Below are 12686 nucleotides of genomic sequence, written 5' to 3'. Positions count from 1 at the left end.
CACGCGAGCTGGGGTCGACCGGATACTGTCGACGGATCCTTTGGTCGGCCTGTACGAGACGCGCCGTGCGGCCCACGGCGGCACTGTTACCCAAGACCTCACCGCCGGAGCCTTTGACACCCTGGTAGCCGGCACCGCGCTCACCACGTGGGGATACAACGGGACACTCAACGGACCTCTCATCCGCGCAAAAATGGGAGACCTCCTGAAGGTGCAGGTGAATAACGCCCTGGCAGAGTCGACAAGTATCCACTGGCACGGACTGGCTTTGCGAAACGATGCAGACGGAGTCCCAGGCGTCACCCAAAAGGCCATAGCTCCAGGCAGCGACTACGAATACCAGTTTTTGCTCCACCGACCCGGCACTTACTGGTACCACTCTCACGTCGACATGCAGCGAGAACGTGCCTTGTCGGGTGCGCTCATCATCGACGACTTTAGTGAACCGATGGCCTACGACCAGGAATGGGTGATCCTCCTCGACGACTGGCTCGACGGACTCCCGGGCACCCCCGACGATGCGCTGAACGCTGTGGCCGACGGGTCGGGTATGAGCGGGATGGATTCGGGCATGGGCGGAATGGGGTCGACCTTCACCAGCCCATACTTGGGCGGTGACGCGGGCGACGTGCCATTCCCCGTCCATCTGTTCAACGGCCAGGCTCCGCAAACGGCCGAAGTGTTCGACAGCCGACCGGGTAATCGGATCCGCTTGCGCATCATCAATGCGGCGGGGGACACCGCCTACAGGGTGGGCATCCCCGGGCAGAAGTTGACTCTGACCCACACCGACGGCTTTCCTGTCGAGCACCAGGAGGTGGACGCAGTGGTCCTCGGAATGGGCGAACGCATCGACGCGCTCGTCACCGTCGTCGACGGCTACACGCCAGTTCTGGCTCTCCCCGAAGGCAAGGACGGAAGCGCCTACGGGCTCATCCGCACAGGTTCTGGTACCCCACCCTCGCCAGATCGAATGCCGTCCTCTCTGACGGGTAAGGGCACCGACGGCGGTCAGTTGCGAGCCGATGAATCCGTCCGCCTCCCGTCCCGCACGCCGACTCGGCGACACGAGATGCGACTCACGGGAGGGATGCACTCCTACGACTGGAGCATCAACGGGCGAACCTTCAACATGGACGACCCCTACGCCGGCGCCTTCGATGTCAGCCTCAGCGAGCGAGTGCAGATCACGATGATCAACGACACGATGATGTGGCATCCGATACACCTGCACGGCCACAGCTTTCAGATCGCTGGCAACGGAGCACGCAAGGACACGGTCATCGTACGGCCCGGGGAAACCGTCACCGTTGAATTCGACGCTGACAATCCAGGCCAATGGCTCGTCCACTGTCACAACGCCTATCACGCTGCTCGCGGGATGATCGGCCTGGTCTCTTACGTGAGGTGACGCGAGATGGGGAGTGGGCTCGCCTGCGCGATATCACCCCTCATCGCGGCCCAACTTCGGCTGTCCGTGCGGGTTTCTCAGGAGCGCGCGTTGCACGGTCACGTTGTCGACGCCGAGAGTGGTCGCGATCGTGTCAATCGTGGCGCCCCTTTCGCGCATGTCTATAGCAACAGCGATCCTCTCGTTTGTCATCTCTGTGGGGCGTGCGCCGTTGCGCCCATGCGGTCGAGCCGGTGCGGGACCATCGCGCCGGTGCACCTGGATCGACTCAGTACGCAGCTGAGCGAACACGGAGATGATATCGAAAAGGGCCCGGCCTGAGGGGCCGGTCGTGTCGATCGCCGGTTCCGCCAACGAATGAAGTCCGATGCCGCGTTCGCCGAGCTCATGAAGGAGCGAAATCAAACGATCGTCGCGACCCAACCGATCCAACTGGCTCAGCTGGCAAACCAACAAGAGGTCACCTGCCCGCAAGTAATCCAGGCAGGCAGAAAACTGCGGCAGCGACGCCTTATTCCTCGACTCGCCGTGGTCCACAAACACGCGCTCGGCGCCGGCCGCGGTCAACGCGATTTCTCGCTCATCAACTCTCTTCTTGCGCGTTGCAACACGCGCATAACCAATGACGGTCATCGCAGCCTGCCTGTCATGATGCGCTCACCTTGTCTGTCAGCCAGGCGTACGGGTCCGTCGGGGTGACCCCGTCAAGGAGGATCTCGAAGTGAAGGTGTGGGCCGGTACTTTGACCGGTGTTGCCAACGTTTCCCACCAGCTGGCCGACGAGGACGGGGTCGCCGAAAGCAAGTGCGAGGGTGCCTTCCGTCATGTGGGCGTACAGGCTGCTGACGAGACGCCCATCGATCATGTGGTCGATGATCGCGTACACACCGAGTCCGCTTTTGTCAGTTCCCGAGACTTCTCTCACAGCGCCATTCGCGACCGCTTGGATCGGAGTATTCACGCCCGGGTTCATATCGATGCCCTTATGGAAGCTGGAGCATCCATCGCACGGGGGAATCCGAGGGCCGAAGTCAGTGGTGATGGGTACCCCGACAAGAAAGGGCCACTGAATTGCAGAGCCGAGATAGTTCACATAGGTATTTGCGGTCTGGGAGTAGACGCCCGGGAGCGAGTCCTCAGTCCGCAGCGTCTCCTGGATGGCTTGGGACGTGTACGTGTCCTGGGCGACGACGATGGTTCCGTTTCCCGACGCCGTCAAGCTTTGCACTCCCACCTCGGTTCGTTCAGCGGGCAGGGCGAGGGTCTGGGCGTTGGGGTTCACGGCAAGGGCTGGGACCGACACGCTGACGGCGAGGAGGGCAGCGAACGCTAGAGCGGCCGCGGAAGACAGCTGTTTACGAAGGGTGACTTTCATGCGGCGGGCTGGTCGACGGGTCGCGGGGAGTGGCCGTTGTGCTCGGCGGCGGCGGTGCGGTTGTTTTTCGGCCAGACGCCATTGTTTGCGGGGGAAATAGGGTGATGCGGTCATGAGGAGGTGGTCCTTGCGATCACATTGGCGCGCTCCATCGGTGCCTCCGGGAGGCGAGGAGATGGTGTCCGAGTCGGGCACGCCGCGGAGCGGGGCCGCGATGCGCGGCCCCGATCCTGGTGGAGTAGTCCTACAGTGTGGCGAGGATGTCGTTCATGACATCAATCTCAGCGGTCTGGCTCTCGACGATGTTCGTGGCCATGTCCACCGCGTCCGGGAATTGTCCCTGATCGATCTCGGTCTGCGCCATCGCGATGGCGCCCTGGTGATGAACGATCATCTGTTCGAGGAAAAGCTTCCCGGCGTCCTCTGAGGACGCGGACTTGAGGGCGTTCATGTCGTCATCGGACATCATGCCGTCCGTGCCGTGATCCATCTCGGACATATCCATCTCGCTGGAGCTGGTGTCATCCATGCCCCATACTGTCAGCCACGATTCGAGCTGCTTGATTTCGGGCTCCTGGGCGGCCTTGATCTCGGTGGCCAGATCCACGATGCGCTGGTCGATGCCGTCCTTCGCAAGGAGGTCGTCGCTCATTTCAACGGCCTGTTCGTGGTGCGGGATCATCATCTGGGCGAACTCGACGTCCGCGTCGGCGAAATCGACCGAGGAGGCGGAGGAATCGGGGGAGCTGGGGGCGGAGGATGAACCGGTATCGGTGGTTCCGCCGGCACAGGCGCTGAGCGTGAGCGCTGTCGCGATGGCCGCGGCAGTAAGCAGGTAGGTACGTGTCTTGGGCATTGTTAATCCATTCAAAGTCAGGCGTGAGAAACCGGTTCGCCATACGGCGTCGTGAAGGCAGGCGTCAAGTGACGCGAAGGCCAAGGCCGGTTTTAGGTGCGACTGATGGAAAGAACGACCAAGCTAGGCCGGAAAAGGTGGAGCGCAGGGCCATGGAAGACAGAGACGACGCGCCCGCCCGCTTCGAGCAAGCGCCGATACGTGGCCGGGGAGCGGGCGAGAATGATGAGAGACGCCAGGACCAGCAGAATGGCGCAGGTCATCGCCCACATGGCGCAGTCGAGCATGCAGTCGGCGCAGCCCAACAGTCTGACCTCGGCGTGGGCCACTAGTGGGATCATCGCCGCTGTCGCCGCGACCGCCACGTCAGTTCTGAAGTCAGTGCCAATCGGGATGGTGTCCGAATGTGCGTTGGACTCGGCTGCCCCCGACGCTACGCCGTGTTCGCCGGTCATGGAGTGCATGGCCAGGATGCCCAGCAGCATGGCTGCCAGGACCAGAACGGCCGTGAACGCGTGTGCGAGGACGGGCCTGTGGCGACGGTTAGCTACGGAATTGCCGTGCGGGTTCATGTCACCTCCGGTGTCGATCAGGCCATGTTGCGAACGTGGATACCCGAAAACCGTATCGGCACTTGACAAAGTTCAGCTGAGAATGCGGCGGACGAAGGTCAGCAGATCACGACCGAGTCAGCGTTTGCCGGATGTGCATAGTTGGATTCTCCTGGCATTGGCGACAAGCCCCGCGGTGGACGAAATCTAATGAATGGGCCTTTTGACAAAGATTGACTGGGGATATGGGCTGTGGCCGCTCATCAGAGCGGTTCGGGATGAACCCGGAGGGACAATGAGACCATGATGTCAACGACCTTCAGGCCACAGACCACTGCGGAGCCGCGTCCGCGAGTCTTGGTGGTCGACGACGAGGTACCGCTGCTCGAGTTGGTGGCCGGCTACTTGGAGCGAGATGGGTTCGACGTTGAGACAGCGGCCGACGGCCAGTCCGCCGTGACGAAGGCACGAGATTGGGCCCCCGCCATCATCGTTCTCGACCTGGGCCTGCCAGGGATGGATGGCATTGAGGTTTGTCGTACCGTGCGCACCTTCACTGATTGCTACATCATCATGCTGACCGCGCGGGTCGAGGAGATCGACAAGCTGGTCGGTCTCTCTGTCGGAGCAGACGACTACCTGACCAAACCATTCAGCCCGCGAGAGCTAGTAGCTCGAGTGCGCGCTATGCTCCGCCGACCGCGCCCCAGCGAACAAGCCGCCGCGCTCGGCGCACCGCCTCTTGTCTTTGGCTCCCTTCGAATCGACGTCGCCGGCCGCGAAGTTCACCGAAGCGGTGAACCGGTGGACCTGACCCGCACCGAGTTCGAGGTGCTGGTGGCGTTGGCCGGCCAACCTCGAATTGTCTTCTCTCGGCAGCAACTGATTGATGCCGTATGGGGAGACGGCTGGATGAGCGATCCGCATTTGGTGGACGTGCATATCGGGCATGTGCGGCGCAAGATCGGTGATGATCCGTCGTCACCGGTATTCATCCGGACAGTGCGCGGGGTTGGCTACCAGATGGGCGTCGGAGCGTGAGCAGAACACGCACACGGGTCCCTGGCCCTAGGGACCTCAGCGCTCGCCTGCTCGGCGCCATCCTCGTCGTTGTACTTGTCGGAGTCGCAACTGCTTGGGTCGTCGTCGCAGGGATCGGCCCAGCCATATTCCACGTTCACATGATGGGCATGGGTGGTTCTGGGGCTGACTCAACGGTGCATGCCGAGGAGGCATTCCGGACGGCATCCATGCTTTCCCTTGCCGTGGCCCTTTTCGCTGCTCTGGCAGCGTCAGTCGGGGTGAGCCTGTTTCTCTCTCGCCGGATCACGCGATCCCTCGCACCCGTCACTGAAGCGGCTGGCCGGGTGGCGGACGGGGACTACACGGCGCGTATCCCCGCTGTGGGCCTGGGCAGTGAGTTTGACGACCTCACTTCGGCCTTCAACTCGATGGCCACCGATCTGGGCCGGATCGAAGCGACCAGAACGAGGATGCTGGGCGACCTGGCGCACGAAATGCGTACTCCGATCACCACCATCGGCGCCTACCTTGAGGCCATCGCCGATGGCGTCCAAGAAGCGGATCCGGCAACCCTCACGATGCTGCGGGACCAGGTCACCCGTCTGGCACGGCTTAGCGAGGACGTCGCCATCGTGACGACTGCAGAGGAAGGCCGACTCACTATGCACCGACGACGCCTGCCCGTTGCCCAGGTAGTCGCGGATGCAGTAGCCCAGGCGACGGCGCAATACGCTGCCCAGAACGTTACGCTGACGGTCACCATGTCCGGAGACGCCCGCGACGCTGCTGTCAGCGGGGACAGTGATCGCATCGGTCAGGTCCTGACAAATCTCCTCGACAACGCAGTTCGACACACCCCGTCCGGGCGCGAGGTTATGATATCCGCCGCGGTAGTCGGCGGCAGGGCAGCGATAGCCGTGTCCGACGAAGGCGATGGAATTCCGCCAGACCACATTTCGCATGTTTTCGAGCGTTTCTACCGAGTGGACGCAAGCCGGGACCGCGCTCACGGCGGGTCGGGAGTAGGCCTGGCGATTGCCAAGTCCATCACCGAGGCCCACGGTGGGAGCATCCAGGCAGAGAGTGCGGGTGTCGGCCGAGGCGCGACTTTCACCGTTGAGTTTCCGTTGCTCAGCGATTCGCACTGATGGCGCGGGTCACTGCGATTACGCGACGTCGCGGTTTAATGTAAGAATCTGCGTATGGATGCAGATAAGCCCGTACGCGGACGTGAACCCGACAGCCAGTACGTCGAATTGGCAGTCGAGGTCTTCGCGATGCTCGCGGATGCCACCCGGATCCGCATTATTCTCGCTCTGCGCGACGGCGAACTCTCGGTCAACAGCCTGGCCGAGCTGCTGGAGAAGTCCCCGCCGTCCGTGTCGCAGCATCTAGCCAAGCTGCGCTTGTCGCGATTCGTGACCAGCCGGCAGGAGGGGACGAAGGTGTTCTACAGCCTGGCCAATGAGCATGCGCGGCAGCTGGTGTCCGACGCGATCTTCCAAGCCGAGCACTCGCTGAGCTCGAACCCACGCCATCATCACTTGGAGGCCGGGGCATGAGTTCAGCCAGCAGACACCATCTGCACGAGCACGAGCACGAGCACGAGCACGAGCACGAGCACAGCCACGACCCCGACCACGACCACGGAGGTGAAGGACACACTGACTCCCACCCGACTGGGTTGCAGGGGTTTTTCTACGGCCTGTTCGTGCCCCACAGTCATGACGCCGCCGACTCGATCGACGATGCCCTTGAGGCCAGCAAGGAGGGTGTGCGGGCGCTGAAGATCAGCCTCTTCGTCCTTCTCGCTACCACCGTGTTGCAACTGGGGGTCGTTTTCATCAGCGGGTCCGTCGCCCTCTTGGCTGACACGATCCATAACTTTTCCGACGCCCTCACCGCCGTGCCGCTCTGGGTCGCCTTCATCCTTGGCCGCCGCGCCGCATCCCGCCGGTACACCTTCGGGTTGGGACGGGCCGAGGATTTCGCCGGGCTTTTCATCGTCATGGTTGTCGCTCTCTCGGCCGTCGTCGCGGCGTGGCAGTCGATTGCGCGACTCCTGGATCCACATCCACTTGAAAACCTCTGGTGGGTCGTGGCGGCTGGCGTCATAGGCTTCGCTGGGAACGAGGCTGTAGCGGTGTACCGCATCAGTGTGGGTCAGCGCATCGGGTCGGCTGCACTGGTAGCCGATGGAGTCCACGCCCGCACCGACGGCTTCACGTCCCTCGCGGTGGTCGCGGGCGCAATTGGCGCCATGCTTGGATTCCCGTTGGCCGACCCGATCGTCGGCATTCTCATCTCCGGCGCAATCATCGTGCTCCTGTGGGGCACGGTGAAAAGCATCGGACGACGGCTGATGGACGGCATCGAGCCCGATCTCGTCGACCGCGCGAATGCCGCTCTGCTCACGGTGCCCGGCATCACAACAGTCGACCGTCTGCAGCTGCGCTGGGTCGGCCACCGCCTCCAGGGAACCGCGGTCGTCTCAATTGTCGCGGCCACGACGGCGGAGGCGGCCACGGTAATGAACGAAGCACACCGCGTCGTGAACCAAGCGTTGCCAAACCTCGACGACTTCCTGATCGCTCAATATTCCCAAAGCGGGCGGTGACGGCGAAAGATCTTGCCGTGATCTGGGGTGCCGCCCTTGCCTTAGAGGGCTACGACCGTGGGTCGAGTAGGACGTGGCGAAGTCTGCCACTCGATAGGGGCCATTGCGTCTGGTGCATATCTCGGTCGGGCGGGGGAAGGGCAAAATGACGGCGTTCAGCCTATCTATTGCCGGTACTGACACATAGAATCACATTCCATTCGAGAGGGAAGCTCATGAAGATCAACAACGAGTCAGATAGTGAATACACCGATTCCGAGTCTGCGGCCGGCACGTCGGACGCAATTGTCAGCGAGACTCAGACCGAGGGCGAGTACACGGACAGTGATACTCCACACGATAATCCCGCGGACTCCGACCGGGACTCGTCTTGACCCTGGTTGCCAGCAACCTCGCCGGCAGTCTCCAGATCAGGCAAGTGGAACGCTGCAACTTGTAATCGCCGATTGGCCGCCTCCAAACAAATGCCCAAGTGCGACTCATTCGCCGTGCACAGCGTCGACTACGTTTTCGCGGTAGGTACCATTGCGTCATGACTGAGACTCGTATCCCCAACGTTGTGTTCGTCTGCCAGAAGAACGGGGGGAAGTCACAGATGGCGGCGGCTCTTCTGCGTGCGGCAGCGGGGGACACCGTCACCGTGCACTCCGCGGGAACGAATCCTGGGGCGGCGTTGAACGCAGAGTCGGTGGAGTCTCTTGCCGAGGTGGGCATCGGTGTCGGTGATGAGCGCCCGAAGCTCATATCCTCGGAGATGGTCGCCGCTGCTGACGTTGTCGTCGTTCTCGGTAAAGAGGCTCAGGTCGCTGAAGTACCGGGCACGACATTCGAGACGTGGATCACGGACGAACCGTCTGAGCGTGGAATCCAGGGCATGGAGCGCATGCGCCTGGTCCGCGACGACATCCGCGCTCTGGTCGACGAGCTCCTCGCCCGCCTTCAGGGCTGAGCCTGCTCGTACACCTCAGCTCGGACGAAGATGTCTTGGGGACATCATGCGTTGCGCTTGTCTCGCCAGCGAGCGATCTGCTCGATGCCCTGGCGGAACCCTGGACTTTTTGAGCGTTCAGGTAGGCGTGAGTGGAATCGATGACGCCGCGACCTCCACACCGGCAGCACGTAAATCGTCGGCAAAGGTGTCTCCGTACTGTCGGAGGCGGTCCTTGCGAGCCGAACAGACACGCGATTCTGAGTGGTCCATTTGGGACCGCACCGTCTTAGACGAGAGTGCGCTGTCTCAGTGCATTACGGTCCGTTGTGCGTTCGTTGGCGCCGCGGATGACGAACGCCACCACAGCGAGAGCTACGGCAGCCGAAACGAGTTGGATGAGCAAGGCGACGCCGACGAGTGGGCCGGGGGCGCCGTGGTGGACGGCGAAGGTGGAGAAGTCCCAGAGTCCGTGGAGGGCCATGGCCCAGATGAGGGTGCCGGTCGTTCGGCGCAGAATGTAGAGCGTGGTGCCGGCTGTGAAGGCGAACACCATTTGCTGCAGCGTGACTTCGAGGCCTTGGCCCAGTAGGGCATTGACCAGGTGGAGTAGGGAGAACAGTGCCGTGGTGAGGAACCATACCCAGATCTCACCGAGTCGGCTGCGGAGGCCGGTGAGGAGCAGGCCGCGGGTGGTGAGTTCTTCGGTGAAGCCGACGAGGATCAGAAGAAGTGAGGCGGCGAAGAATGCTCCGTCGTAGGATGCCCAGTCGGTGGCGGCGAGGTTGGCGACGAGGGCCGTGGCGAGCAGGATCGGCGCGATTATCGGCCACCTCACGCTTCGTTGCCGCTCGAACAGTGCGGGGCGCCACCATCCCAGCAGAGTGGTGGTGATGGCGAGGGCGATCGCGCCACCGATGAGGGGGATGTCGCCGCCGAGGAAGAGGGTGCGACCGGTGTCTCCGAGGTTGGGATAGGGCACTCCCGAGACTGCCATCAGCCCGTAGAACAGGGCGACGTAGCCGACGTAGATGGCGAGTCCGATCCAGACTTTCGGGCGGACTCTGAGTTCCTTGGGCATGACGAAGTGGAATGCCGTCGGCCGCGCGGGGGAGGTCGAACAGGTGGGTTCGTTCGGTGTGGTCGAGGCTGAAGGCACGGGCGATGGCCTCAAGCACAGATGATGAGGCTCCGCTGATTGCGTAATTTGTCCATGCCCGAGACTGCGTCGCCGCGTCCATGTAAGGGGTGCTCTGCTGGAACACCCCTTGCCAGAGACTCCTCCCGACGCAGGTTCCGGCGTTGACTGTCTCCTGACTGATGTGCGGCTCACGGCCAGAACCTAGTTTTGGCCACATCTGAATCCGCCGTTCCGACACGAAAAGAAGGGTAGTCATGACCGTTATCGCTATTGTCGGTGCCGGCACTGGGCTCGGCGCGGCCATCGCCCGCCGTTTCGGAGCTCAGGGATTCGCCGTCGCCCTGATTTCCCGCGATCATAACAAGCTCAACCTGCTTGCTGATGAACTGATCAGCGAGGGCGTTTTCGCTCGCGGCTACGCCGCCAGCGTCCGCGATCCTCGGGCTCTCGAGTCCGCACTCGAGCGGGCGGCCCAGGATCTGGGCCCGATCGAGGTGCTTGAGTACAGCCCTGTCCCGCAGAAGGAGTTCCTGCGGCCGGTGCTGGAGACGACGGTTGAAGATCTCGTCGCAGCAGTGGAGTTCTCCATCTATGGACCCGTCACGGCCGTTCACCAGGTCTTGGACGGCATGCGCAGCCTAGGACGCGGAACCATCCTCTTCGTCAATGGCGGCTCCGGTGCACGACCCAACCCGTCCGTCGCCGGCACATCCATCGCCTTTGCCGGTGAAGCCGCGTTCGCAACGATGCTCCACGACACCCTCAGCGCAGAGAACGTCCACGTGGGACAGCTGATTATTCCCGGCGCGATCGAAGCCGGTCACCCGCAGAACGATCCGGATGTCCTCGCGGAACGGCTCTGGGAGCAGCACCTTCGCCGCGACACATTCCGGGAGTACGCCGAACCTCTACCGGCGACCGCCTAGCCCCGACCTACCTTCGCGACAAGGAGAACAATGGACACGACCCTTCAAGCGCCGCCCCCGGCGGTCACCGAGACGGCGACGAAGCTTCCGCTGGCTAGCCTGATTGCCCTGGCGGTCATCGGCTTCGTCCTGGTTGCGATGGAGACAATGCCGGCCGGCCTGCTGCCGATCATCGCCACCGGCATCGGCACCAGCGAGGGCACCGTAGGACTTTTCGTCAGTGCCTACGCCCTCGGCACCGTGATCGTCACGATCCCCGCCATCACCTTGACCCGCAGCATGCGACGCAAGCCCCTCCTCCTCGGAGCAATCCTCGGGCTCGTCCTGGCCAACAGCACCACGGCTCTCTCTAGCGATGTAACCCTGTCACTTGTGTCACGGTTCATCGCCGGCGCGTTCTCGGGAATCATCTGGGGGATGCTGGCCGCCTACGGCCGGAAAATCAGCCCGCCGTCCCGCGCTGGACTGTCGTTGGCCATCGTCTCTGTAGGGGCACCGGTCGGATTCGCCCTGGGTACTCCTCTCGGGTCCTGGCTGGGGATGACCTTCGACTGGCGGTGGGCATTCTCCGGACTCACCGCGGTCGCCGTGATCGCCGGTGTGATCATCGCGATTATCGCCCCCGACGCCGACGGGCAACCGGGCGCCTCTCGACTCCCTTTGGCGCGGGTCTTCCGCATCCCCGGAATCGCCGTGATCCTGGCCGTCATTTTCACCTGGATGCTGGCGCACAACACCATTTATACCTACATCTCCCCGTACCTCAGGGCGACCGCCAGCAGCATCACCGTCGACGTGCAGCTCTTTCTTTTCGGAGTCGCCTCGATAGTGGGGATCGTCATCACCGGGGCGCTCCTGGACCGCCACCCCCGCCCACTCCTGCACGGCAGCGTTCTGGCGTTCATCGCGGCTGGGATGGTCCTGCTGATCGGCCCCACCTCAACCCCGGCGATCATCGCGGCGACTGTGCTCTGGGGGATCACCTTCGGTGGGGCGGCGGCCCAGCTCCAGGCAGCGCTCACCACGACGGGCGGCGCTGACGCGGACGTGGCCAACTCATTCCTGCCCGTGGCATTCAACCTCGCCATTTTCACCGCGGGCCTCCTCGGCGCCGCCCTCCTGACCTACTTCGACGGCCTCGTACTCGCTGTTGTGATGATCGTCGCCGGCCTCGCTGCACTCCTACTGACCATCTATGGTCGGCGCAACGCGTTCCCAGCCCGGCTCTAGCGGCCAAACTGGCGAGCCACGCCATCTCGCTACCCACATCACCATCAGGGAAGGGTTCATTTCATGAGGAGAAGCATCCAGGCCGGTGTGCTGGTGCCAGCAGCCGTGATCGGGCTCGCCCTATCCAGCTGCGCCGGCAGTGCTCGCGAGAACAGACCGACGACCCCGGCCGTCGCCCCTCCAGCGACTCCGGCTCCGGACACCGCCGTCACGCCGTCGACCACTCGCACCGACATCGCCGCGCCGTCAAAGGCGGCCACAGGGATCGTCATCAAGGTCGGCGATCAGGGCATAGCGGGAGAACTGGACGACAGCATCACAGCCGCGTCCCTGATCGCTCAACTGCCCCTCACCCTGAGCTTCCGCGACTACGGTGGCCACGAGAAAATGGCCGAACTCCCCGCCGCCCTCGACGTCACAGTCGCTCCTGCGGAAAGTGACGCCGAGCCGTTGACGATCGGCTATTACGCCCCCGAACAGAGGCTCATCCTGTATTACGACTACGTCGCCTCATTCCCGGGCATCATCCCCATCGGCTCGTATGAAGATACCGACGCCATCGAGAACCAGACCGCAGAATTCTCGGTCACCATCCGCCAGGCGAACTGACTCCCGGCCAGATCCGCCT

The 12686-nt window shown here is 63.0% G+C and carries 14 protein-coding genes; 9 read left to right on the top strand and 5 right to left on the bottom strand.

Annotated features, from left to right (window positions below):
* Positions 1-40: 40 nt before the first annotated feature.
* Positions 41-1411 (top strand): multicopper oxidase family protein, encoded by a 1371-nt coding sequence (locus ACU5E9_RS05225; protein WP_456812560.1) that lies wholly within the window; start codon positions 41-43, stop codon positions 1409-1411.
* 33 nt (positions 1412-1444) lie between these two features.
* Here the strand turns inward: ACU5E9_RS05225 and ACU5E9_RS05220 are convergent, their stop codons facing one another.
* The 4 genes from ACU5E9_RS05220 to ACU5E9_RS05205 form a co-directional block, all read right to left on the bottom strand.
* Complete coding sequence (locus ACU5E9_RS05220) at positions 1445-2044, bottom strand: recombinase family protein (RefSeq protein WP_456812559.1); 600 nt, start codon at positions 2042-2044, stop codon at positions 1445-1447.
* A gap of 13 nt (positions 2045-2057) precedes the next feature.
* The gene (locus tag ACU5E9_RS05215) at positions 2058-2900 is read right to left on the bottom strand and encodes a M23 family metallopeptidase (protein WP_456812558.1); all 843 of its coding nucleotides are present in this window, start codon (positions 2898-2900) and stop codon (positions 2058-2060) included.
* A 130-nt stretch (positions 2901-3030) separates the two neighbouring features.
* Entirely contained in the window at positions 3031-3642 is a 612-nt protein-coding gene (locus ACU5E9_RS05210; protein ID WP_456812557.1) for a DUF305 domain-containing protein, read from the bottom strand.
* Positions 3643-3734: 92 nt separating this feature from the next.
* On the bottom strand, positions 3735-4214 hold the full coding sequence (locus ACU5E9_RS05205; protein ID WP_456812556.1) for a hypothetical protein: 480 nt from the start codon (positions 4212-4214) through the stop codon (positions 3735-3737).
* Positions 4215-4496: 282 nt separating this feature from the next.
* Here ACU5E9_RS05205 and ACU5E9_RS05200 point away from each other — a divergent pair, with 282 nt between their 5' ends.
* From ACU5E9_RS05200 to ACU5E9_RS05180, 5 genes are all read left to right on the top strand, one after another.
* Positions 4497-5234, top strand: a complete 738-nt coding sequence (locus ACU5E9_RS05200) for a response regulator (protein WP_456812555.1) — start codon at positions 4497-4499, stop codon at positions 5232-5234.
* A 260-nt stretch (positions 5235-5494) separates the two neighbouring features.
* The gene (locus ACU5E9_RS05195) at positions 5495-6364 is read left to right on the top strand and encodes a HAMP domain-containing sensor histidine kinase (protein WP_456812554.1); all 870 of its coding nucleotides are present in this window, start codon (positions 5495-5497) and stop codon (positions 6362-6364) included.
* Positions 6365-6418: 54 nt separating this feature from the next.
* Positions 6419-6778 (top strand): ArsR/SmtB family transcription factor, encoded by a 360-nt coding sequence (locus ACU5E9_RS05190; RefSeq protein WP_456812553.1) that lies wholly within the window; start codon positions 6419-6421, stop codon positions 6776-6778.
* A 149-nt stretch (positions 6779-6927) separates the two neighbouring features.
* The gene (locus ACU5E9_RS05185; RefSeq protein ID WP_456812552.1) at positions 6928-7833 is read left to right on the top strand and encodes a cation diffusion facilitator family transporter; all 906 of its coding nucleotides are present in this window, start codon (positions 6928-6930) and stop codon (positions 7831-7833) included.
* Between the two features lie 532 nt (positions 7834-8365).
* A complete protein-coding gene (locus ACU5E9_RS05180; protein WP_456812551.1) occupies positions 8366-8782 on the top strand; it encodes an arsenate-mycothiol transferase ArsC in 417 nt (138 codons plus the stop codon).
* 268 nt (positions 8783-9050) lie between these two features.
* On the opposite strand, the gene ACU5E9_RS05175 is transcribed toward ACU5E9_RS05180, so the two are convergent.
* A complete protein-coding gene (locus ACU5E9_RS05175) occupies positions 9051-9842 on the bottom strand; it encodes a CPBP family intramembrane glutamic endopeptidase (RefSeq protein ID WP_456812550.1) in 792 nt (263 codons plus the stop codon).
* Between the two features lie 314 nt (positions 9843-10156).
* On the opposite strand from ACU5E9_RS05175, the gene ACU5E9_RS05170 reads away from it, so the two are divergent.
* The 3 genes from ACU5E9_RS05170 (at position 10157) to ACU5E9_RS05160 (ending at position 12667) form a co-directional block, all read left to right on the top strand.
* Entirely contained in the window at positions 10157-10828 is a 672-nt protein-coding gene (locus ACU5E9_RS05170) for an SDR family NAD(P)-dependent oxidoreductase (protein WP_456812549.1), read from the top strand.
* A 30-nt stretch (positions 10829-10858) separates the two neighbouring features.
* Complete coding sequence (locus ACU5E9_RS05165) at positions 10859-12058, top strand: MFS transporter (protein ID WP_456812548.1); 1200 nt, start codon at positions 10859-10861, stop codon at positions 12056-12058.
* A gap of 63 nt (positions 12059-12121) precedes the next feature.
* Entirely contained in the window at positions 12122-12667 is a 546-nt protein-coding gene (locus tag ACU5E9_RS05160; protein ID WP_456812547.1) for a cyclophilin-like fold protein, read from the top strand.
* Positions 12668-12686: the final 19 nt, after the last annotated feature.

The sequence above is a fragment of the Cryobacterium sp. AP23 genome (assembly GCF_054075385.1).
This window is presented reverse-complemented; position numbering and strand designations above follow the sequence as displayed.